Here is a 21341-nt window from a genome sequence, read left to right as displayed (position 1 = left end):
TCCTTTGCTCCGAATGGTGGAGCGGAATCGTTGAAACGGGTCAACGGGGTGTTACCGTGCGGTTTCCTACTGGTCGGTACGCTAATCACGTGCCTGCTTGGTGACAAGAACTTCGGTGTGATCAAGACATCACGTCCTGGTAACCGGTGAATTCTTGTTCCTTTGTGACAAAGGCGGATGGGGGTCTTGTCGGTTCTTTCGTGTTCGGCGGGCCGGGTCGCTCGGGTGGGCGGTCGCCGCCGCACCCAAGCGCGTGAAGGCGCAAGCAGGCGTCAGCGCGCCAGGTCGGACACCAGTTCGTACGAGCGCACCCGGTCCGCCTGGTCGTGCACCATGGTCGTGATCATCAGCTCGTCCGCGCCCGTGTCGGTCAGCAGCGTCTCGAGTCCCTTGTGGACGGTCTCGGGCGACCCGATGATGCTGCTCGAAGCCCGGTCCTCGATGAACACGCGCTCGATGTCGGTGTACGGGTAGGCCGCGGCCTCTTCCGGCGTCGGCAGCGGGATGGGGCGGCCCTTGCGCAGGCTGAGGAACGTCAGCCCGCTGGGGGCGGCCAGGTACTGGGCTCGCTCGTCGGTCTCGGCGGCCACCACGGACACGCCGAGCATCACGTACGGCTCGTCCAGGACGTCGGACGGTTTGAACGAGTCGCGGTAGAGCGCCACGGCGGGCAGGGTGTTCTCGGCGCTGAAGTGGTGCGCGAACGAGAACGGCAGGCCCAGTTCGCCCGCCATCCGCGCGCTGAAGCCGCTCGACCCGAGCAGCCACACCGGCGGCTTGTTGCCTTCGGCGGTCACGGCGTTGACCGCGCGCTGGTCGGAGTGCTCGAAGTAGGCCAGCAGTTCCGCGAACTGCTGCGGGAAGTTCTCGGCGGTGAGCCCGCCGGGACCGCGCAGCGCCAGCGCCGTCCGCTGGTCGGTGCCGGGGGCGCGGCCGATGCCGAGGTCGATCCGGCCGGGGTGGAACGCCTCCAGGGTGCCGAACTGTTCGGCCACCACCAGCGGCGCGTGGTTCGGCAGCATGACCCCGCCGGAACCGACCCTGATGCGTTCGGTGGCCGCCGCGACCTGGCCGATCATCACGGCCGTCGCGGAACTCGCGATGCCGGGCATGTTGTGGTGCTCGGCGAGCCAGTACCGGTGATAGCCGAGTTCTTCGGTCCGGCGGGCGAGGTCGAGGGTGTTGCGCAGCGAATCGCCCACACCGCCCCCGGCCACGACGGGCGAGAGGTCGAGCACGGACAGCGGGATGTCAGGCAAAGAGGTCACGCACCGGTACAACGCGGCGGGCGCCCGATCCCTTCCCGTGACTTCGGGCACCCTGTCGGTCGATCGAAATTAACCGACGTGATATGCCCGGTACTCGGCGGACTTCATCCCTTTTCACGGTACGGTTGCCCCCGAATGCGACCGTGGGAAACCACTGAAAAGAAAGGATTGAGGGTGCCGCGTCCGGAGCGACCTTTGGACCCCGGGGACGATCCGTTGCTGGAGTTCGCCGCCGATCTCCGGCGCTTGCGGGAGAAGGCCGGAAACCCGACGTACCGCGAGCTGGGCAGGCGCGCCCACTACTCCGCGGGCACCCTGTCCGAAGCCGCCGGTGGGAAGAAGATGCCCAGCTTGGCGGTGGCCTTGGCCTACGTCCGAGCGTGCGACGGGCCCGAGGCGGAGTGGGAGGCCCGATGGCACGACGTGACCGAGCGCACGCGCGCCGGAGTCAGCGATTCACCGCTTGTCCCGTCGAATGGGGAATCGGCCCCTTATATCGGTTTGACCGCATTCGGACCGGATGACGCGGGCCGATTCTTCGGGCGCGAGCGACTAGTCGGGAAACTCGTCACCAGGCTTTCGGGGCAGCGATTTCTCGCCGTTCTGGGAGCGTCCGGTTCGGGTAAGTCGTCGTTGCTCCGAGCGGGTCTGATGCCCGCCGTCGGCGAAAAGTCCGTCACCTTGCTGATGACCCCCGGCTCCCGGCCGTTGCAGGAGTGTGCCGTCCAGTTCGGCGCCGCGCTCGGCCTCGCGCCCGGCGGGCTGCTCGCCGAGTTCACCGAACACCCGCGCAACCTCGGCCTCGCCGCCCGTCAGCTGGTCACCGACCGCGAGGGCGACGTCGTGCTGGTCGTCGACCAGTTCGAAGAGGTCTTCACGCTCTGCCAGGACGCCGGCGAGCGGGCGGCGTTCCTGTCCGCGCTGATCACCGCGACGACCGAGCCGGAGAGCCGGACCCGGGTCGTCCTCGGCATCCGCACCGACTTCTACACGCACTGCGCGCGGCATCCCGAGCTGGTCGAGGCCATGCAGGACGCGCAGATCCTCGTCGGCCCGATGAGCACCGAGGAACTGCGGCAGGCCATCTCGCGGCCGGCGATCGACGCCGGATACCGCGTCGAGAACGCCCTGGTTTCCCGGCTCGTCGCCGACGCGACCGGGCAGCCCGGTGTGCTGCCGCTGCTCTCGCACGCGCTGCTGGAGACCTGGCGCCGCCGCCACGGCAACACCCTCACCCTCAGCGGCTACGAGTCCACCGGTGGGATAGAACGGTCGGTCGCGCAGACCTCCGAGCACACCTTCACCGCGCTGAGCGAACGTCAGCAGCGGCTCGCGAACCAGATCTTCCTGCGGATGACCGCGCTCGGCGAAGGCACCGAGGACACCAAACGCCGCATCACCCGCGACGAGGTCGACGCCGACGACCCGGACGTCGCCGTCGTGCTGGACAGGCTGGCTTCGTCACGGCTGGTCACCCTCGACGACAACGGCATCGAGATCGCCCACGAGGCGCTGATCCGCGGCTGGCCGCGTCTGCGCGAATGGCTCGCCGAGGACCGCGAGGGCCTGCGCGTGCACCGCCAGCTCACCGAGGCGACCGACGCGTGGGAATCGGTCGGCCGCGACGACGGCTGGCTCCACCGCGGCGCGCGGCTGGCCATCGCCGTGGAGTGGGCGGGGCGGCACGACAGCGCCCTCTCCCAGCGCGAACGCCGGTTCCTCGACGCGAGCGTGGCCATCGAGAACCACGAGCAGGCCATCGCGCGGCGCCGCACCCGTCGGCTGCGCCAGCTGGTCGCGCTGCTGGCCGTGCTTCTGGTGCTGGCGACGGCCGCGATGGTGTACGCCGTCCGTGCCGAGCAGACCGCGACCAGCCAGCGCAACAGCGCGCTCGCGCAGAAGGTCGCCGGGCAGGCCATCGAGATGCGGGCGACGAACCCGGCGCTGGCCGCGCAGCTCGCGCTGGCGGCGTACCGCATCGATCCGGGGGCGGAGACCCGCAGCAGTGTGCTCGGGATGTTCGAGTCACCGTATTCGACCCGCCTCTCCGGGCACGCGAACCGGGTCAACTCGACCGCCTTGCGCGGCGACGGCCAGGTGCTGGTGACCGGGAGCTGGGACCAGACGGCCAAGCTGTGGGACGTCAAGGATCCCCACCGGCCGGTCGAACTGGCCACGCTGTCCGGGCACACGGCCAACGTCAACTCGGTGGCGTTCAGCGCCGACGGCGGCGCGGTCGCGACGGCGGGCTGGGACGGCACCGCGCGCCTGTGGAACGTCACCGATCCGGCGAGACCCGGGCCAGGTGTGGTGATCGGGACGCACCCGAAACGGGTCAACGCGGTGGCGTTCAGCCCGAAGGCGGCGGTGCTCGCCACCGCGGACGGCGAGGGCGTGGTGCGGCTGTTCGACGTCCGCGATCTCGCGAAGCCGGTGCTCGTGGCCACCCTCACCGGGCACACCGGCAACGTCAACGGCCTGGCCTACGCCCCCGGCGGCCGGGCGCTCGTCTCGACCGGCGCCGACAAGACCGCGCGGTTGTGGGACGTCGCCGACCCGGTGGAGGCGAAGCCGCTCGGCGTCGTGACCGGGCACACCGGTCTCGTCCACGCCGCGGCGTTCAGCCCGGACGGCCGCACACTGGCGACCGCGAGCGCGGACCTGACCGCGCGCCTGTGGAACGTCGCCGACCCGCTGGCGCCGTCACCGCTGGGGACGATGGCCACGCACCGGACCATCGTGCGGTCCGTGGCGTTCAGCCCCGACGGGACGACGCTGGTCACGACCGGTTTCGACCGCAACGCGCGGCTGTGGGACGTCACCGATCCGAAGGCCCCACGTGAGAAACCCTTGCTCACCGGGCACACGGCGGCGGTGGTCTGGGCGGTGTTCTCCCGCGACGGCCGCACACTGGTGACCGCGAGCGACGACCAGACGGTGCGGCTGTGGGATCTGCCGGGGCCCGCGATCAGCGGACCGGCGAGGTCGGCGTGCCGGGCGGTGTTCAGCTCCGACGGGAAGCTGCTGGCCACCGGCAGCCAGGACGGCGTGGTGCGCCTGGTCGACGTCGCCGACACCCGGAACCCGCGCGAGCTGAGCAAGGTCACGGGATTCGGCCAGGGTGTCTGCGGACTCGCGTTCAGCCCGGACGGCCGGGCACTCGCGGCGGGCTCGTGGGACCACACGATGCGGCTCATCGACGTCAGTGATCCGCGCGAGCCGGTCGACACCGGCGTCTTCACCCGGCCGGAGGAAGAGGTCGACCCGGTCGCGTTCAGCCCGGACGGCCGGACGCTCGCGACCGCGGGCAGCGGGCATACGGTGAAGCTGTGGGACGTGGCCGACCTCCGGCGTCCCGTCGAACTCGCGACCCTCACCGGGCACGGCGACGACGTCCATTCGATCGCGTTCGGCCCGGACGGCCGCACCCTGCTGACCGGCGGCTGGGACCACACCGCGCGGCTGTGGGACATCTCCCTGGCGAAGACGCCGAAGCAGCTTTCGGTACTGAAAGGACACTCCGACACGGTGTTCTCGGTGGCCTACAGCCCGGACGGCAAATTCGCCGCCACCGGCAGCGCCGATCGCACCGCGCGGCTGTGGGACGTGACGAACCCGGCGGCCCCTCGCGAGGCCGCGGTCCTCACCGGGCACACCGACAACGTCATCTCGGTGACGTTCAGCGGGGACGGGAAGACCTTCGCGACCGGCAGCTACGACCGGTCCGTGCGACTATGGGATGTCGCCGATCCTGGAGCGGTCCGCGAAGCGGCGACCCTGACCGACGATGTCGACCGGGTCAACGCGGTGGCGTTCGCTCCCGATGGGCACACCCTCGCGGGCTCCGTCGCGGACGGCAGCGTGCGGTTGTGGGAGACCAGCCCCGAACGGGCTGCCGAACGCATCTGCGCGACCGTCCATCCGCGAATCAAGGCGGCCGAGTGGGAACAACACCTGCCGGGGCTCGATTACCGGCCTCCGTGCCCCTGACCACGGCCGGATCGTTGTTCGGCGTTGTTGTTCGGCGGAAGTGCCGTGACACCGAACAACGATTAGGCGCTAGAAATACCCCTGGACGTGCGATGCGTCCCGACGTCGTTCACTCACCGGGGGTCTGAAGGGCTCCTTCAAGGCATACACCAGTGCCCTGAAGGAGCCCTTCAGCTTATCTACCCGCTGCCACGTGTGTCGTCCGTCCAGTCACGTGTGATGTCCGTCCAGTCACGCGTGTTGGCCGTTCGAGCACGCGAGCCGTCCTGTGCTGAACAGGTGGACTCACGTGATCAGGTGGACAACTCGCGTGACTGGACGGACGGCGCACGTGATCAGACGGCCAACTCACGTGATCAGATGGACAACTCACGTGATTGGGCGGAGAACTCGCGTGCTCAGGCGGCCGGGATCCAGTCCGGGTTGGAGGCCAGGACGGTCAGCTGCTGGGTCGCCCGCGTGAGGGCGACGTACAGCACCCGGCGTCCGGTGGTGGACTCCGTGATGAGGTCGTTCGGCTCCACCAGGACGACGGCGTCGTACTCCAGGCCCTTGGAGTCGAGGCTGCCGACGACCTTGAGCCGCTCGTCCGACAGTTCCGCGAGCCAGCCTTCGACCTCGGGCACCCGGTCCATCGCGGTGATGACGCCGACGGTGCCTTCGACGGCACCCATCAGTTCCTTCACCGCGGCCTGCGTCGCGGCCTCCAGCCCGGAGGCCTCGACGGGACGGACCTCCGGCGTGATGCCGGTCTGCCGCACCGCGCGCGGAAGCTCGTCGGCCTCGGCGTGCCCGGCGACGACCTTCGCGGCCAGGTCGAAGATCTCCGCCGAGTTCCGGTAGTTGGTGCGCAGGGTGAACCGGCGCCGCGTCGTCTTGAGCCCGAAGGCCTGGTCCCGCGCCATCGCGGCCTCGGCCGGATCCGGCCACGAGCTCTGCACCGGGTCGCCGACCACGGTCCAGCTCGCGTACTTGCCGCGCCGCCCGACCATCCGCCACTGCATCGGCGACAGGTCCTGCGATTCGTCGATGACGACGTGCGAGTACTCGTCGTAGTGCTCGGGCCGGGTCGGGGCGCCGCCGCGCTCCGGGTTGACCTCGATGCTCTGCCTGCCCTTGCGCCGCTTCGGCGGCGGGCCGATCAGGACGCGCAGCTCGTCGAGCAGCGCGATGTCCGCGATCGTCCAGCCACGCGAGCGGTCGGCGAAGTCGGCGGCGAGCAGGCTGATCTCGCCGCGGTTGAGCAGGCCCTTCGCCGCGATGGCGAGCCGCTTCTCGGTGCCGAGCCAGCGCAGGATCTGCGCCGGGTACAGGATCGGCCACCAGACCACCAGGAACCGGTGGAACTCGATGCGCTCGCCGAGTTCGCTGACCAGCTCGGCCTTGTCGATCTGACGGCCGTCGTCCTTCGCGTGCTGCTCGGCCTTCGAGGCGAGCGCGTCGAGCAGCATTTCCGCGGCGCGGATCCGCGACCGGTTCGGCGGACCACCCGCGGTGTGCACCTTGCGGCGCACCTTGTCGAGTTCGCGAGCGTTCAGCCGCAGCACCTCGCCGCGGTAGACGATCTTCATGTCCTCGGGCGCGTCCTCCGGCGTGTCCCGCAACGCGCGCAACAGGATCTTGCGCATCCGCAGCGATCCCTTGATCGCTGCCAGCGGGGCCGGGTCCTGACGGGTCGCTTCGAGGCCGTCGAGGACCTCGCCGAGCGCGCGAAGTTCGACGTTCGTCTCGCCCATCGACGGCAGCACTCGCGAGATGTAGCTGGTGAACACCCCGGACGGGCCGATCACCAGCACGCCCGCACCGCCGAGTTGGCGGCGGTAGCGGTAGAGCAGATACGCCGCGCGGTGCAGCGCGACCGCGGTCTTGCCGGTGCCGGGGCCGCCGGTGATCTCCGTGACACCGCGCCACGGCGCCCGGATGACCTCGTCCTGCTCCTTCTGGATGGTGGCGACGATGTCCCGCATCTTCTCGCCACGCGACCGTCCGAGCGCGGCCATCAGCGCGCCTTCGCCGACGATCCGCATGTTGTCCGGGACCGCGTCGGCGATCAGGACGTCGTCGTCGACGTCGAGCACGTTCTGGCCGGAGCACCGGATCACCCGGCGCCGGACCACGTCCATCGGCTCCTCGGCGGTCGCCTGGTAGAACGCCGCCGCCGCGGGCGCGCGCCAGTCGGTGACGAGGTTGTCGAACTCGGCGTCGCGGATGCCGAGACGGCCGACGTAGATGTGGTCGTTGTCGAGATGGTCGAGCCTGCCGAACACCAGGCCCTCGTACTCCGCGTCGAGGGTCTGGAGGGTCTGGTTGGCGTGGAAGACCATCATGTCGCGCTCGAACAGCATCGACGCCTGCTCGAAGATCGCTTCACGCCCGGCGCCATGGCCGATCTCATAGCCCTTGGCACGCATGGCCTCAGCCTGGGCTCGCAGTTCGGCCAGCCTGGTGTAGACCGTGTCCACATGGGCTTGCTCGATGGCGATCTCGGCCCGTCTGACCCGAGGTTCGGACACGCAACGCTCCTAAACGCTTCTATCGCCTCCGAGGGCGAAGGACGACTCTACGCGAGCTGGGCCGCGGCTTCACCAAGTCCCGTCGAACGTCACGGCGGAAGCCGCTGAGGCACGATGTTCCAATGACCAGGATCGTGGCGGGGACCGCGGGTGGCAGGCGGCTGAAGGTCCCGCCGAAGGGCACGCGGCCGACGTCGGAACGCGTGCGTGAAGCGCTGTTCAACGCGTTGGAGGTCGCCGGCGAACTGCGGGGGACCCAGGTCCTCGACCTCTACGCCGGTTCGGGCGCGCTCGGACTGGAGGCGCTGTCGCGGGGCGCGGCGGGCGCGCTGTTCGTCGAACACGACCGGCGCGCGGTCGAAGTGCTCAAGGGGAACGTCGCCGCGCTGGGGCTCGGCGGCACGGTCCGGGCCGGGACCGTCGAGTCCGTCGTCGCCGCTCCGGCACCGGAAACGTTCGACATCGTCCTCGCGGACCCGCCGTACGCTGTGGATTCCGCCCGCCTGGGAGAAGTCATGGCCGCGCTCGCGGCGGGCCGGTGGGTCGCGGACGGGTCGCTGCTGGTGATCGAACGGGCCGCGCGGGACGGCGAACCGGACTGGCCGCCGGGCTTCGAACCGATGCGGACGAAACGGTACGGCGACACCGCGCTCCACTGGGCTGAATTCCAAGTGTGAGACGGCGCACGGATGAACGCGCAGGGGTGCCTTCTCCTTGGTAGCGTCCGCGCCATGCGGCGTGCGGTCTGTCCCGGGTCCTACGACCCGGCCACCAATGGACATCTCGACATCATCGAGCGGGCGGCCAGGCTGTTCGACGAGGTGGTCGTCGCGGTGGGGGTGAACAAGAGCAAGAAGGGCCTGTTCACCACCGAAGAGCGGCTGGACATGCTCCGCGAGATCACCGCGAAGCTGCCGAACGTGCGCGTCGACTCCTGGCAGGGACTTCTGGTCGACTACTGCCGTGAGAACGACATCATCGCGGTCGCGAAGGGGCTGCGTTCGGTCAGCGACTTCGACTACGAGCTCCAGATGGCGCAGATGAACCGGGAGCTGACCGGGCTCGAAACGCTGCTGATGGCGAACAACCCGGAGTACGGGTTCGTGTCGAGTTCGCTGGTCAAGGAGATCTCCGCGCTCGGTGGCGACATCGAGCACCTGGTGCCGCCGGTGGTGTTCAAGCGCCTCGGGGAGAAGCACTCTGAACGAGGTTGACCCGAACGGCCGAAGCCGTAGGTCGGTCAACGGTGGACGGCGGTGAAGAGTTCATCTCGGCGCCTTCTGGCGAATACACGATCGGGTTACGGTCCGAAAATGACCGACAAACGATCGCGGATCGCCGCCGCGCTGCTCGTTCTGCTTGTCACGTTCTTCGGCGGGCTGAGCGCCGCGCAGGCCACGGCCGCCCCCGTCTCGATCCAGCAGAACCCTTGCGGGGATCTCACCGGTTTCAAGCACGTGTCGCTCTCGTCGCTGCCCGCCGAGGCGACGACGACGTACAACCTCATCCAGAAGGGCGGCCCGTTCCCGTACCCGGACAAGGACGGCACGGTCTTCTCCAATCGCGAGAACATCCTTCCGAAGTGCGCTTCGGGCTATTACCACGAGTACACGGTCCCGACCCCGGGCTCACCCGATCGCGGGGCGCGCCGCATCGTCACCGGCAACGCCGGGGAGCACTTCTACACCGCTGACCACTACAAGACCTTCTCCGTGATCGACGTCAACGGCACGCCGGCTCCGAAGTGCGGTGACACCTCGAAGCTGACGAAGGTCGGCTACTCGACGCTGTCCTCCGCGGCGAAGTCCGTGGTGGACTCCGCCCGCGGCGGCGCGACCGGCACCGTCTACGAGAACCGCGAAGGCGTGCTGCCGTCGTGCGCCGCCGGCTACTACCAGTTGTTCCCCGTCGGCACGAGCGACCGCGTGATCTCCGGCAAGGGCGGCGAGATCGTCTACACCCCGGACCGCTACGCGACCTTCAAGCTGGTGAATCCCAGCGCCTGATCTTCCCGTGCAACGCCACGTGCCTCCCCGTCCGTGAGATACACCGGAACACGGACGAGGAGGCACGATGCGGTCTGGGGACGATGCGAGCTTCAGGGAGTTCGCCAGGGACAAGGCGCTACCGCTCAGACGGACGGCGTACTTGCTCTGCGGCGACTGGCATCTCGCGGAAGACCTGGTCCAAGTCGCGCTCATCAAACTCCACCGGGTCTGGCCGAAGGTCAGCCGGAAGGGGCCCGTCGACAACTACACGAGGCAGATCCTGCTGCGCTGCTGGCTCGATGAGCGGCGGCGACCGTGGCGGCGCAAGGAGAACCGCGACGGCGTCGTCCCCGACGAGCCCGCGGCCCCGGCCACCGCCGGAATCTCGGATTCGCTGCTTCGCGCCCTCGCCGAAGTTCCGCCGAAACAGCGCGCCGCCGTCGTGCTGCGCTACTGCGCCGATCTCCCGGTCACGGAAGTCGCCGTCGCGCTGCGCTGTTCGGAAGGGACGGTCAGGAGCCAGGCCGCGCGAGGACTCGACGTCCTCCGCGCGGCCCTGCAGAGACAGCACGACGAGGCTGTCTCCGGGAGGAGCGCGTGATGGATGAACTCGAAAACAGGCTGCGCGGGATCAAGCTGGCGGAGCCCCCGCTCGGCTTCGACCCGGACGAAATCGCCGTGACGGCGGTGAAGCGGGCCCGGAGCCGGCGCGCGATCGCGTTGACGGGGGCCGCCACGCTGGCGGTGATCGTCGCGGCCGTGGTGGTCGTGACACCAGGGGAGAGGACGGCGGAGGTGGCGCCTGCCGCGCCCCCGAGCCGGGCCGAGCAGAAGGCGCGCGATCTCCGGCATCTGAAGGACGTGCTGCCGGGCATCCTCGTCGGCGCCAAGGACATCTCGGTCCGGGACTTCGTCCAGGTGAACGACTGGGACCTGATGACCTCGGAGGTCAAGTACACCGACGCCGCCGGGATCACACGGAAGATCACCCTCACGATCAGCGGCCCGGTGACCACGAAGGAAGACTATGTCCGGGAGGGACGCTGCGATCCTGAGCACATGGCCGACGGCATCGGACCCGACAGGAAGCCGATGCGGTGCGTCGAGCTGGTCACCCCGGCGGGGATACCGGTGGTGATCTCCGAGACCACGCCGAAGAACCCGGACCAGGTCGGCGAGCCGATCGTGACCGGCCAAGGCGTTTCGATCGGCAAGGTGGTCGGCCGCCACGCGATCGCCTGGCAGCCGGACGGCGGTTCGGTCAACGTCGGGGACCTCGGTGACGTCGGTAACTTCGGCTCCACGGACTCCGGGCCCTCGCTGACCGACGAACAGCTGGTCAAGCTCGTCACCGACCCGGCCTTCACGTTCCGGTGATCATGGCGCGCGGTACCGTGCGGGACACGCCCGGCACCGCGCGCTTTCACCCCTTCCGCCGGTGATGAGGGCAAACTGAGCCCAGGGAATGTGGGGATCGCTGTAGGTAGGGAGTGGGCCGTGTACCGGGTTTTCGAGGCGCTCGACGAGCTCGTCACCATCGTGGAGGAAGCCCGCGGCGTGCCGATGACCTCCAGTTGCGTCGTACCGCGCGGGGACACCCTCGAGCTGCTCGACGACATCCGCGACGCCCTGCCGGGCGAGGTGGACGACGCACAGGACGTCCTCGACAAGCGCGATCAGCTGATCCAGACCGCGCGCACCGAGGCGGCGGAGACCGTCTCGACGGCCAACGCCGAGGCGGACCGCACGGTCGCCGACGCGCAGGCCGAGGCCGAGCGCATCCTCGCCGACGCCCGCGCCCGCGCCGAGCAGATGATGAGCGACGCGCACGGCGAGGCCGAGCGGATGGTCGCCTCCGGCCAGGCCGAGTTCCAGAACCTCACCGACCGCTCGCGGGCCGAGTCGGAACGGATGATCCAGGCGGGCCGCGACGCCTACGAACGCGCCATCGAGGACGGCCGCGTCGAACAGGCCCGGCTCGTCTCGCAGACCGAAGTCGTCCAGGCCGCCCACGGCGAGGCGGCCCGCATCGTCGACGAGGCGCACGTCGAGGCCGACAAGCAGCGAAGTGACTGCGACGCCTACGTCGACGGCAAGCTGGCCGAGTTCTCCGAACTGCTGGCGACCACGCTGCGGACGGTCGACTCCGGGCGCAACCATCTGCGGTCCCCGGTCAACCTGCCGGGCAACAGCCGGACGTCGCTGTACGACTACCAAGCCTGACCCGGTCCGTTGACGACGGGTGAGGACGCTCAACGTCCCCGATCCTCCGTTGATCAAGGTCATGCCACCTGGGCACCGCACGGCGACCTCGTTCGCCGAACTCACGTGCTTGGAGACGTAACTCGCGTGCTTGGAGACGTAACTCGCGTGTGCGGTCTCCAAACACGCGAGATACGCCCCTGAGCACGTGAGATACGGCTCTGAGCACGCGAGTTCGGGGTTTGATCCGGGCTCCCGCTGGACGTATGAACCTCCGGCGCAGGACTCTAGGTCCATCGAGGAGTCCTTCACGGACCTCGCCTGACCGCCCTCACCACCAACGAGGGCCTTGCCTCCTACCAGCCGTAAACCGCTGGCGGCACCTGCGTACCCTGGTATCCGATGTCTGAGAACAAGTCGCCGCAGGCCAGGCCTGCGCAACTGGACGACCGAAGCCCCTGGGTGCTCGACACCCGCGAGCTCGGCCGTCACGCCGGCCTGAGCAAGGCCGTCCAACGTGCCATCCCCGTCGAGTCCGCGCTCGGTGTGCCCGACGTCATCACCATCGACGCCGGTTCCAGCCTGGAACTCGACCTGATCCTCGAGTCCGTCGTCGAGGGCGTCCTCGTCAGCGGCACGGCGTCCGCGGTCGCGACGGGGCACTGTTCGCGGTGCCTCGACCCGATCACCGAGGACGTCGAGGTCGACCTGACCGAGCTTTTCGCCTACCCCGGCTCCGCGACCGAGGAGACCACCGACGAGGACGAGATCCCCCGTCTGGTGGACGACCGGATCGACCTCGAGCCGATGGTCCGGGACGCGGTGGTGCTCGCGCTGCCACTGGCCCCGTTGTGCACCGAGGACTGCCAGGGTCTGTGCATCGAATGCGGCGTCAAGTGGGCCGATCTCGAGCCCGGGCACGGGCATGAGAAGATAGATCCTCGGTGGGCCGCACTGGTCGATCGTTTCGGTGACGAAACGGCCGATGACCAGGCTGATGGCCCCGGAAAGCAAGCCTGACGAGCACCAGCTCGTTCCGGAGAAGCAAGTTCGCTCGCGACCGCGGGCAGACCGTCTGAAGGAGATCTACTCGTGGCCGTCCCGAAGCGGAAGATGTCGCGATCCAACACCCGCGCGCGCCGCAGCCAGTGGAAGGCGGCTCCGGTTCAGCTGGTGCCCTGCTCCAACCGCGCCTGCAAGCAGCCGAAGCTCCAGCACATCGCGTGCCCGGCCTGCGGCCAGCACAACGGTCGCCAGGTCGTCGAGCCCGCCTGATCGGCAGCTGACGACATGGGGGGTAAGTCGGCCGGTGGACCACCCGCTGACCCCGCACCACTGCTCGAAGCGCTCGGGATCACCATCGAACCCGAGCTGCTGACGCTGTCGCTGACCCACCGTTCTTATGCCTATGAGAACGGTGGGTTGCCGCCGAACGAGCGTTTGGAGTTCCTCGGGGACGCGGTGCTGGGTCTGGTCGTCACCGACCACCTCTACAACACGCATCCCGACCTGGCCGAAGGTCAGCTCGCGAAGCTCCGTGCCAGCGTGGTCAACATGCACGCGCTGGCCAGGGTCGCCCGCGGCCTCGGCGAAGGCGGGCTGGGTACGCACCTGTTGCTGGGCAAGGGCGAAGAGCTCACCGGCGGTCGGGACAAGGCGAGCATCCTCGCCGACGGGCTCGAAGCCGTCATCGGCGCCGCGTATCAGCAGCACGGCATCGACATCGCGCGCAAGCTCGTGCACCACCTGTTCGACGACCTGCTCGCCGAAGCGCCGCTGCGCGGTGCCGGTCTTGACTGGAAGACCAGTCTCCAGGAGCTGACCGCGTCGGCAGGGCTCGGCGTGCCCGAGTACAAGGTCGAGGACACCGGCCCCGATCACCGCAAGGAGTTCAGCGCCACCGTGCTCGTCGGCGGGCGTGAACTCGGCTACGGCTCGGGGACGACCAAGAAGGAAGCCGAGCAGAAGGCCGCCGAGACGGCCTGGCGACAGCTTTCCGCCGAACTCGACGTCGAACAGCCGCCGAAAACGACCTGACCGAGGCCAGTGGGAGAATCGGTTTCATGCCCGAACTCCCCGAGGTCGAGGTGGTCCGTGCCGGGCTGGAGGCGCATGTCTCCGGCCGCACGATCTCCGAGGTCGAAGTCCGCCACGCCCGTGCGATCCGCCGCCACGAACTCGGGGCGGAGGACTTCGGCGGACGGCTCTCCGGCACCAAGATCACCGCCGCGCGCCGTCGCGGCAAGTATCTGTGGCTGGATCTGTCGGACGGTCAGGCCATGCTGGCCCACCTCGGCATGAGCGGCCAGATGCTCGTCCAGCCCCAAGAGACGCCCGACGAGAAGCACCTTCGCGTGCGATTCCGCTTCGCTGACAACGGGCCGGAGCTGCGCTTCGTGGACCAGCGGACCTTCGGAGGTCTCGCGCTCGCGGAACTCACCGAGGTCGACGGGACGGCGCTGCCCAGCACCATCGCGCATATCGCCCGTGATCCGATGGACCCGCGCTTCGACCTCGGCCAGGCCGTCCGCGCGCTGCGATCGAGGCGGACCGAGATCAAACGTGCCCTGCTCGACCAGACCCTCGTCTCCGGCATCGGCAACATCTACGCCGACGAGGCCCTTTGGCGGTCCAAGCTCCATTGGGCCCGCCCGACCGACAAACTCACCGCGGCCCAGGGCCGGGCCGTGCTCACCGCCGCCACCGAGGTGATGGCCGCCGCGCTCGTCGCGGGCGGGACGTCGTTCGACGCGCTCTACGTCAACATCAACGGCGAGTCCGGGTACTTCGACCGGTCACTCGACGCCTACGGCCAGGAGGGCCTGCCCTGCGGCCGATGCGGGACGGCCATCCGTCGTGATCCCTTCATGAACCGTTCGTCGTTCTCCTGTCCGCGATGCCAGCCTCGCCCTCGCGTGAGGTGAAAACTGTCGTGTATGAATGCGGGTACCGCGTCAACTAGCATGAACGGGCACGACATGTAGGGAGTGGGATGGTGGCCGCGACCGAGCCCGGCAAGACGACGCTCGCCGAAAAGATCGACAAGCTGTTCCAGATCGTGCTGAGACCCGATCGTGAGCCGTACAGCCACGAGGAGGTCGCCAAGGCCTGCCGTGAGGCCACCGGCGAGAGTTTCTCGACGACCTACCTCTGGCAGCTGCGCACGGGGCGCCGCGACAACCCGACGAAACGCCATCTCGAGGCGCTCGCCCAGTTCTTCGGCGTTTCGCCGGCGTACTTCTTCGACGACGAGCAGAGCGCCAAGATCGGCGAGGAACTGGCGCTCCTCGGCGCACTCCGCGACGCCGGCGTCCGCGATGTGGCACTGCGCGCTGTAACGCTTTCGCCCGACGGACTCGACACCATCAGCGACATGATCGACGCGATCGCCCGCAGGGAATCCGGACGGGGCGGCCCGAAGAGGGAGGCGTGAGGTGGACCGCGGCCGTAAGGAGTTGTGGCGACGCTGCCGGAATCTCGCCGACGGCGTGTCCCTGCCCGAGCCCTTCGACGCCGAGGCCTTCACCGCCGAACTCGCGGCCGGACGCGGCCGTCCGATCGAGCTGATGCGGGTCGACGTCCCCGCCAGCGGTCCGTGCGGGCTCTTGATGAGCACCGAACGCGCGGACTACATCCTCTACCCGGCCAACACGACCGCCCTGCACCGGCGGCACATCCTCCTGCACGAGGTCGGCCATCTGCTGTGCGGCCACGTCGGTTCGGACGCGGGCGCCGACGGCATCGCGCTCGACGCCGCCGCCAGCAAGACCCTCATGCCGAACCTGTCGCCCGAACTCGTCCGCCGTGTTCTCGGCCGCACTGGCTACAGCGCCGTCGAGGAGCAGGAGGCCGAACTGCTCGCCAGCCTCCTCGCGCAGCGCGTCGCCAGGACGTCGGTGCGCGGAGCGGCGCACACCGACGAGAGCGGGAGCGACCTCGCCGGGGGGATGGCCAGGGTCGACAACCTGTTCGGCAGCCGGAAGCGGCGCCTGCCGTGACGGAGACCATCGCGTACTTCTGCTGCGTGGTGGCCTTCGCGGGCTTCGGGTACAAGCTGATCCAGGCCCGCCATACCCAGCCGTTGCGGCGGATGTGGTTGCTCAGCGCGTTCGGGATGTGCATCGCGGGCGGCATCATGCTGCTCACCCCGGCCATGGAGAACGCCGTCGGCATCGAAGAGCCCATCGGCAGTCTCCTGAACCTCGCGGCCGACTTGCTCAAGATCGGCGCGATGGCCTTCGCGGTCGCGTTCTCACATTCGCTGAAGCTGGGGGAGGGCAAGCGGATCGGCTGGCACGTGGTGCTTTCCTGGACCGTGGTGGCCGCCGAGATCGCGCTCTTCCTGCTCTCCGGCAGCTACCGCGTCGGCGAACACACCGCCGCCGGTCCCGGCGGGCTCGGCTGGTTCGTCGCGTACAACGTCGTGTTCCTCGCGTACGGTCTGGTCAGTCTGTTGACCTTTTCGATCGTCTTCGCCCGTTTCGCGCGCCATGCCGATCCCGGTCCGCTTCGCACCGGGCTCTGGCTGCTCGTCGGCGGCGGGGTCGCCGCGCTGGGCTGGACCTTCTGGGACGTCGACGACATCTACATCCTCGCCACCACCGGCGAGGTCGACGCCGGTGAGGACACGCTCTCGTCGATCCTGGCGGCGCTGAGTGTCGGCCTCGCCGGGGCTGGCGCGACGCTCAGCGTGTGGGGCCCGGCGCTGGCGACCCCCTTTCGCCTGCTCGGCACCTACCGGACCTACCGCCGCATCGAGCCGTTGTGGACCGCGATGCGCGAAGCCGTCCCGGGAATCGCGCTGGACCCGGGCCCCGGTATGCCGGGCGGTGTCGAGTTCGCCTTGTACCGCCGGGTCATCGAGATCCGGGACGGCCATCTCGCGCTGCGCCCGTACTTCGATCCGGACATCCCGCCGGTCGCGGAAGCCGAGGCACGCAGGGCGAAAATCCCCGAAGCCCGCGTTCCCGCGACGATCGAGGCCGCCGCGCTGGCCGCCGCCCTCGTCGCCTCCGAGGCAGGCCGCCGGTACGTCCCCGACGACGTTCCGGCGACCTACCTCGACGAACCCGACATCGCCACCGAAGCGGCGTGGCTGGTCGAGGTCACGCACGCCTGGCGACGGTCCACTGTGGTCGGACGCATCCGGGACAGGGCCCGCGAGGCGGTACTCGCGTGATCACGGGTGTCCGTCGTCTGATCACGCGATCGCGAGGACGGCTGCGGCCGCCGAGACCAGCGCGAACCAGACCGACGGGACGACTTCCTTGATCCCGTCGCCCGCCCGCCGGTGCGAGATCGCCGCGCCGATCAGCAGCGCCACCAGCCCGATCGCCGCGGCGGCGCCGAACGGCCGCCAGAACAGCCCTGCGACCAGTCCGGCGGCGCCCGCGACCTCCCACGCGCCGATCCCCTGGATCCGCCGGACCGAGAAGCCGAGCCGCTCGGTCCGGGAAATCAGCGACGGCCGCCGCAGGATCTTCGCCACCCCCAGCGGGGCGAAGATCGCGACCAGCAGTGCCGACAGCACCACATGAGCCACCGTCATCACAGAACTCCTTGGTGTGGAAGGACTTCAGACTGTGACGCGCCGCATCGTGGCGAACCCGCCGACGGCGGCGATGGCCACCAGCACCGCGAGCACCCCGGTCAGCCCGCCCACGGTCAGCGTGCTGAAGAAGGTGCCGATCTTCGGCCAGGAGGCGGTCCAGGTGAGCACCAGCACGATGCCCAGCAGCACCAAGACCTGCGCGGCGCCGAACAGGACGACGCCCAGCACCGCGGCACGCCGGTAGATCAGGCCGTACCACATGCCGTAGACGAACATCAGCGTCAGGAACACGAACGCCGTGAGCAGGGTCAGGTACCAGGGGCCGTCGAGCAGCCAGGGCACCCGGAAGTAGTTGAGACTCAGCCCCCAGCCGCCGGTCGCGTCCTCGATCGCTTGGAACACCACGATCCCCACCGCGTACAGCGCGGACAACCCGGCGACGAGCAGGATCGTGCCCAGGTAGTACGACCTCCTCGACACGCCGAGCGCGAGCCCGAACGGCAGCGACTTCGTCATGCTCAAGGCCCCGCAGACGAGCATGAACACGAAAAGGGTGAACAAGCCGCCGGAGTAGTTCTCGTGCTCTTCTTGCAGGGTCGCGAAAATGGTGACGTTCACCAGGAACGCGAAGAGCGTGACGCCGACCGGGAGGACGAGGTATTGGAGCCGGTCCACCAGGTGATAACGCGCGACAGTGACCAGGGTGTTCATGCGGACGCCTCCTCTGCGGTCTGTCCGTTGGAGGTGTGCACCATCAATTGCTGCAGGGACAACGGTTCCAGCTTCAAGTGCAAGGTCTGTGCCCGTGCTTTCGCCGCCGCGTCGAGCGCGTCGGCGACGGTGACCGAAGCCCGCGAACCGATCTTGCGGCGGTGCAGTACCCGGCGTCCGGCGACGAAGGTTTCCACCGCCGTGGCCGGTCCGCTGACCGTCGCGGCGGTGCCGCGCAGTTCGTCGGCGGGCGCGTCGAGGACGACGCGGCCCTTGTCGATCATCACGACGTGCTCCAGCAGATCGGCCACTTCGTCGATCAGGTGCGTCGAGAGCAGGACCGTGCGGGGGTTTCTCGAATAGTCGTCGAGCAACCGGTCGTAGAACAGTTGCCGCGCGACGGCGTCGAGGCCCGCGTATGGCTCGTCGAGCAGCGTGAGTTCCGCTCGCGCCGCCAGCCCGAGCGTGATCGACAACGCCGAGCGCATCCCGCGCGAGAGCTTCTTGATCGGCCGCTTCAGCGGCAGGTCGAAGTCGCGGAGCAGGGTTTCGGCCAGTTCGGCGTCCCAGTTCGGGTAGAACCAGGACGCCGCTGCGAGGGCGTGCCGCACCTTGAAGTCCGGGAACTGCTGGTCCTCGCGGACGAGCACCATGCGCCGGAGCACCCGCTCGTTCTCCATCGGGTTTTCGCCGAACACGCGGACCGAGCCCGCGCTGGCGAACTCCTGCGCGGTGACGATGCGCAGGAAGGTGCTCTTGCCCGCGCCGTTGCGGCCGAGCAAGCCGGTGATCTTGCCTTCTTCGATGTCGACCGAGACATCGCCGAGTGCCAGGTGGTCGCCGTAGCGCCGGGTCAGGCCGGTGGTCGAAATGGTCGGCGTCATGCGGCGGGTCCTCCGTTCTGGTGTCCGTTCCCGCGGATGAGCGAGATCAGGGTTTCGTCGTCGATACCGAGGCGCCTCGCTTCGACCAGCATCGGCTCGAGGTACTGCTCGGCGAATCGTTTCCGCCGGTCGGTGAGCAGCTTCTCCCGCGCTCCGCCGGCGACGAACATGCCGATACCGCGCCGTTTCTCGAGCAGGCCGTTGTCGGCGAGCACGTTGATGCCCTTGGCCGCCGTCGCCGGATTGATCCGGTAGAAGGCGGCGAGTTCGTTGGTTGACGGCACGCGTTCCCCCTCGGCCAGGCTTCCCTCGGCGATGTCGTCGGCGATCTGTTCGGCGATCTGCACGAACAGCGGTGTTCCTTCGTCGAGCACGACACCTCCGTTCCCAGTCTTCGTGCACCTGCGTCAGGTGCGGTGGTTCATTACTGGACTAAGTAACCCATGAACCTCGGTCGAGCGCAAGCCGCCTGTGCCGTGCGCACTACTGTGCAATGCGTGGTACCTTCTGTTGCGTAAGACTGGGAGGGACGCGATTGTGGAGATCAGTCAGCTACTCAAAGGCGTGCTGGACCTCGCCGTTCTCGCGGTGCTTCGCGGAGAGGACGGCTATGGCTACGACGTGCTCCGAAGACTTCGGGTCGCGGGATTGCAGGAAGTCGGTGACGCCTCGGTGTACGGAACGCTCCGGCGGCTGTACAAGGCGGGCCTGCTGACGTCGTACGTGGTGCCGAGCGAAGAAGGCCCGCACCGGAAGTACTACAGCCTCAACGAGCCGGGCCGCCGGCGGCTCGAAGAGTCGGGGCAGACCTGGCGGACTTTCGCCACGACAATGAACAGCCTGTTGGGAGAGGCAGTATGAGCACGCAGAATCCGACCGCCGTGCGGGTGTATCTGGCGAGGGTCAGGAGCGCGCTCGCCGACCTTCCGGAGAGCGAAGTCGAGGAGATCCTCGAAGACGTCCGGCCCCATCTCGCCGAGATGGAGGCGGAATTGGGGGAGCACCCCAAGGTCGATGCCTTGATCGAGCGTCTGGGCAGCCCTGAGAGCTACGCCGCCGAACTGAGGGCGTCGGGCGGTTATCCGCCGCGTCCGGCCGAAGCGGGCGACAAGACCACCGTGCTGAAGGTGAAGACCGGGATCGGCGGAGCGCGGTTCGCGTTGTGGGGGCTGGTCTTCGCCGTCGGCGGGTTCGCGTTGTTCGGCTTCGCGGCCGCGGTGCTGATCCGGGTGGAACCGTTGCTGGGTCTGCTTTTCGTCGCACCCGTGCTCGCGATCAGCGTCGTCCACGTGGTCCGGCGGGGTGTCGCCCCGATCGCGGAACTGCCCGAGGTGGTCAAGCTCCGCGAGATCGTGGGCTCGTTCCATAAAGACCGGAACAGCAAGGGGCTGAACTACTTCCGCACGCTCAAGCCGGCGTGGTGGGTGCTGTGCGCGGCGGTGCTGGTCGTGTTCGGCCTGCTGCTTGTGCTCCGCGAAACCGAGGCCGTGCTCCTGCTGCCGCTGATGTTGCTGGCGGCCGTCGCGGTGGTCTGGGCAGGCCCGAAGCTGAAGGGCGACCGGCGACTGCTGTGGCTGGCCGTGCCGATCTCGGCGTTCGTCATCGGCGGCATGCTCGGCGGGGCGGGCGCGGCGGTCGATCTGATCGCGAAGCGGTCCTACGGCGACAACTCGTACAACACGCCGAACAACCACAGCAACTACGGCTACGGCGGCAATCCACTGCTGATGTACGGCAGTCAGGACGTGGAGAACATCTACGCGTTCGACGGCGAGGGCAAGCCGCTGACCGGGATCTACCTCTACGACGAGGACGGCCGTCCACTCAGCACGACCCGGTACGCCTGTGAGAAGAGCACGGGCGAGAAGCGGAAGATCGGCGACGACAACCGCTACCCGCGTCCGCAGATCGAGCGGGGCGTCCAGGACGGCGACGGAAACCGCGACGGCTACAACGGATATCGCTCCTACTGCCAGGAGGAGACCGAGGTCCCGTTCAGCGCGGCGATCCCGAAGGGCGCGCCTGTGCCGCCTTCTTCGTCCGTCCCGCCGCCGTCAAGCCCCACTCAGCCGCCGCGCTAGGTGGTCCGGGTGGAGGCGGCTGTCGGGGGCGCCTCCACCCGATCTCGCGGCGTTTCGTCCTCTGGTTGCGGTAGTTCGTGTGGCCAACTACCGCAACTAGAGGACGAAATGCGGATGCGAGCGTCGCACTGGGAGGCCTAACCTTTGAGGCAA

22 protein-coding genes are annotated in these 21341 nt (G+C 68.7%); 16 read left to right on the top strand and 6 right to left on the bottom strand.

Annotated features, from left to right (window positions below):
• Nucleotides 1-272: 272 nt before the first annotated feature.
• On the bottom strand, nucleotides 273-1268 hold the full coding sequence (locus BS329_RS03410; protein WP_208619139.1) for an LLM class flavin-dependent oxidoreductase: 996 nt from the start codon (nucleotides 1266-1268) through the stop codon (nucleotides 273-275).
• Nucleotides 1269-1442: 174 nt separating this feature from the next.
• Here BS329_RS03410 and BS329_RS03405 point away from each other — a divergent pair, with 174 nt between their 5' ends.
• Nucleotides 1443-5258: an nSTAND1 domain-containing NTPase gene (locus tag BS329_RS03405; protein ID WP_435818624.1), complete on the top strand. Its 3816-nt coding sequence runs from the start codon at nucleotides 1443-1445 to the stop codon at nucleotides 5256-5258.
• A 398-nt stretch (nucleotides 5259-5656) separates the two neighbouring features.
• Here BS329_RS03405 and BS329_RS03400 read toward each other — a convergent pair whose 3' ends face one another.
• Entirely contained in the window at nucleotides 5657-7771 is a 2115-nt protein-coding gene (locus BS329_RS03400; RefSeq protein ID WP_076155561.1) for a HelD family protein, read from the bottom strand.
• Between the two features lie 104 nt (nucleotides 7772-7875).
• On the opposite strand from BS329_RS03400, the gene rsmD reads away from it, so the two are divergent.
• The 13 genes from rsmD (at nucleotide 7876) to BS329_RS03335 (ending at nucleotide 17140) form a co-directional block, all read left to right on the top strand.
• Entirely contained in the window at nucleotides 7876-8448 is a 573-nt protein-coding gene (gene rsmD, locus BS329_RS03395; RefSeq protein WP_279628125.1) for a 16S rRNA (guanine(966)-N(2))-methyltransferase RsmD, read from the top strand.
• 54 nt (nucleotides 8449-8502) lie between these two features.
• Nucleotides 8503-8985 (top strand): pantetheine-phosphate adenylyltransferase, encoded by a 483-nt coding sequence (gene coaD / locus BS329_RS03390; protein WP_076155559.1) that lies wholly within the window; start codon nucleotides 8503-8505, stop codon nucleotides 8983-8985.
• Nucleotides 8986-9084: 99 nt separating this feature from the next.
• Nucleotides 9085-9777, top strand: coding sequence for a ribonuclease domain-containing protein (locus tag BS329_RS03385; RefSeq protein ID WP_076155558.1), 693 nt, complete (start codon nucleotides 9085-9087; stop codon nucleotides 9775-9777).
• 67 nt (nucleotides 9778-9844) lie between these two features.
• Nucleotides 9845-10360: an RNA polymerase sigma factor gene (locus BS329_RS03380; protein WP_076155557.1), complete on the top strand. Its 516-nt coding sequence runs from the start codon at nucleotides 9845-9847 to the stop codon at nucleotides 10358-10360.
• Complete coding sequence (locus BS329_RS03375) at nucleotides 10360-11136, top strand: hypothetical protein (RefSeq protein WP_076155556.1); 777 nt, start codon at nucleotides 10360-10362, stop codon at nucleotides 11134-11136. The genes BS329_RS03380 and BS329_RS03375 overlap by 1 nt, the downstream gene beginning before the upstream one ends.
• Nucleotides 11137-11256: 120 nt before the next feature.
• Nucleotides 11257-11982 carry a DivIVA domain-containing protein gene (locus tag BS329_RS03370; RefSeq protein ID WP_076155554.1) on the top strand — a complete coding sequence of 242 codons (726 nt, stop codon included), beginning with the start codon at nucleotides 11257-11259 and terminating at the stop codon, nucleotides 11980-11982.
• A gap of 381 nt (nucleotides 11983-12363) precedes the next feature.
• Nucleotides 12364-12981, top strand: a complete 618-nt coding sequence (locus BS329_RS03365; RefSeq protein WP_076155553.1) for a YceD family protein — start codon at nucleotides 12364-12366, stop codon at nucleotides 12979-12981.
• Between the two features lie 72 nt (nucleotides 12982-13053).
• Nucleotides 13054-13236, top strand: a complete 183-nt coding sequence (gene rpmF / locus BS329_RS03360) for a 50S ribosomal protein L32 (RefSeq protein WP_005160412.1) — start codon at nucleotides 13054-13056, stop codon at nucleotides 13234-13236.
• 15 nt (nucleotides 13237-13251) lie between these two features.
• Nucleotides 13252-13998, top strand: coding sequence for a ribonuclease III (gene rnc, locus BS329_RS03355; RefSeq protein ID WP_208619138.1), 747 nt, complete (start codon nucleotides 13252-13254; stop codon nucleotides 13996-13998).
• Between the two features lie 26 nt (nucleotides 13999-14024).
• Complete coding sequence (mutM, locus tag BS329_RS03350) at nucleotides 14025-14885, top strand: bifunctional DNA-formamidopyrimidine glycosylase/DNA-(apurinic or apyrimidinic site) lyase (protein ID WP_076155551.1); 861 nt, start codon at nucleotides 14025-14027, stop codon at nucleotides 14883-14885.
• 68 nt (nucleotides 14886-14953) lie between these two features.
• Entirely contained in the window at nucleotides 14954-15394 is a 441-nt protein-coding gene (locus BS329_RS03345) for a helix-turn-helix domain-containing protein (protein ID WP_076155549.1), read from the top strand.
• A gap of 1 nt (nucleotide 15395) precedes the next feature.
• Nucleotides 15396-15959, top strand: coding sequence for a hypothetical protein (locus BS329_RS03340; protein ID WP_076155548.1), 564 nt, complete (start codon nucleotides 15396-15398; stop codon nucleotides 15957-15959).
• Complete coding sequence (locus BS329_RS03335; RefSeq protein WP_076155547.1) at nucleotides 15956-17140, top strand: MAB_1171c family putative transporter; 1185 nt, start codon at nucleotides 15956-15958, stop codon at nucleotides 17138-17140. Before BS329_RS03340 ends, BS329_RS03335 begins: the two co-directional genes overlap by 4 nt.
• A 21-nt stretch (nucleotides 17141-17161) precedes the next feature.
• Here BS329_RS03335 and BS329_RS03330 read toward each other — a convergent pair whose 3' ends face one another.
• From BS329_RS03330 to BS329_RS03315, 4 genes are read right to left on the bottom strand one after another with little or no spacing between them, the layout of a single operon-like run.
• Complete coding sequence (locus BS329_RS03330; RefSeq protein WP_076155546.1) at nucleotides 17162-17509, bottom strand: DoxX family protein; 348 nt, start codon at nucleotides 17507-17509, stop codon at nucleotides 17162-17164.
• Between the two features lie 27 nt (nucleotides 17510-17536).
• Nucleotides 17537-18223: an ABC transporter permease gene (locus tag BS329_RS03325; protein WP_076155544.1), complete on the bottom strand. Its 687-nt coding sequence runs from the start codon at nucleotides 18221-18223 to the stop codon at nucleotides 17537-17539.
• Nucleotides 18220-19107 carry an ABC transporter ATP-binding protein gene (locus BS329_RS03320; RefSeq protein WP_076155542.1) on the bottom strand — a complete coding sequence of 296 codons (888 nt, stop codon included), beginning with the start codon at nucleotides 19105-19107 and terminating at the stop codon, nucleotides 18220-18222. The genes BS329_RS03325 and BS329_RS03320 overlap by 4 nt, the downstream gene beginning before the upstream one ends.
• Nucleotides 19104-19481, bottom strand: coding sequence for a GntR family transcriptional regulator (locus BS329_RS03315; protein ID WP_076155541.1), 378 nt, complete (start codon nucleotides 19479-19481; stop codon nucleotides 19104-19106). The genes BS329_RS03320 and BS329_RS03315 overlap by 4 nt, the downstream gene beginning before the upstream one ends.
• A gap of 163 nt (nucleotides 19482-19644) precedes the next feature.
• On the opposite strand from BS329_RS03315, the gene BS329_RS03310 reads away from it, so the two are divergent.
• Together BS329_RS03310 and BS329_RS03305 are read left to right on the top strand one after the other, a co-directional pair.
• A complete protein-coding gene (locus tag BS329_RS03310) occupies nucleotides 19645-19968 on the top strand; it encodes a PadR family transcriptional regulator (protein ID WP_076155539.1) in 324 nt (107 codons plus the stop codon).
• Nucleotides 19965-21188, top strand: coding sequence for a DUF1700 domain-containing protein (locus BS329_RS03305; RefSeq protein ID WP_076155538.1), 1224 nt, complete (start codon nucleotides 19965-19967; stop codon nucleotides 21186-21188). The genes BS329_RS03310 and BS329_RS03305 overlap by 4 nt, the downstream gene beginning before the upstream one ends.
• The last annotated feature ends 153 nt before the right edge of the window (nucleotides 21189-21341 follow it).

The sequence above is a fragment of the Amycolatopsis coloradensis genome (assembly GCF_001953865.1).
GTDB lineage: Bacteria > Actinomycetota > Actinomycetes > Mycobacteriales > Pseudonocardiaceae > Amycolatopsis > Amycolatopsis coloradensis.
The sequence above is the reverse complement of the archived record's forward strand: the minus strand, read 5'-3'. Positions and strand labels throughout refer to the sequence as shown.

Coding starts and splice junctions, on each gene's coding strand:
- BS329_RS03320 (WP_076155542.1), bottom strand. CDS start 19,107: ATGACGCCGACCATTTCGACCACCGGCCTGACCCGGCGCTACGGCGAC.
- rnc (WP_208619138.1), top strand. CDS start 13,252: ATGGGGGGTAAGTCGGCCGGTGGACCACCCGCTGACCCCGCACCACTG.
- mutM (WP_076155551.1), top strand. CDS start 14,025: ATGCCCGAACTCCCCGAGGTCGAGGTGGTCCGTGCCGGGCTGGAGGCG.
- BS329_RS03330 (WP_076155546.1), bottom strand. CDS start 17,509: ATGACGGTGGCTCATGTGGTGCTGTCGGCACTGCTGGTCGCGATCTTC.
- BS329_RS03365 (WP_076155553.1), top strand. CDS start 12,364: ATGTCTGAGAACAAGTCGCCGCAGGCCAGGCCTGCGCAACTGGACGAC.
- BS329_RS03345 (WP_076155549.1), top strand. CDS start 14,954: ATGGTGGCCGCGACCGAGCCCGGCAAGACGACGCTCGCCGAAAAGATC.
- BS329_RS03305 (WP_076155538.1), top strand. CDS start 19,965: ATGAGCACGCAGAATCCGACCGCCGTGCGGGTGTATCTGGCGAGGGTC.
- coaD (WP_076155559.1), top strand. CDS start 8,503: ATGCGGCGTGCGGTCTGTCCCGGGTCCTACGACCCGGCCACCAATGGA.
- BS329_RS03325 (WP_076155544.1), bottom strand. CDS start 18,223: ATGAACACCCTGGTCACTGTCGCGCGTTATCACCTGGTGGACCGGCTC.
- BS329_RS03380 (WP_076155557.1), top strand. CDS start 9,845: ATGCGGTCTGGGGACGATGCGAGCTTCAGGGAGTTCGCCAGGGACAAG.
- BS329_RS03375 (WP_076155556.1), top strand. CDS start 10,360: ATGGATGAACTCGAAAACAGGCTGCGCGGGATCAAGCTGGCGGAGCCC.
- BS329_RS03385 (WP_076155558.1), top strand. CDS start 9,085: ATGACCGACAAACGATCGCGGATCGCCGCCGCGCTGCTCGTTCTGCTT.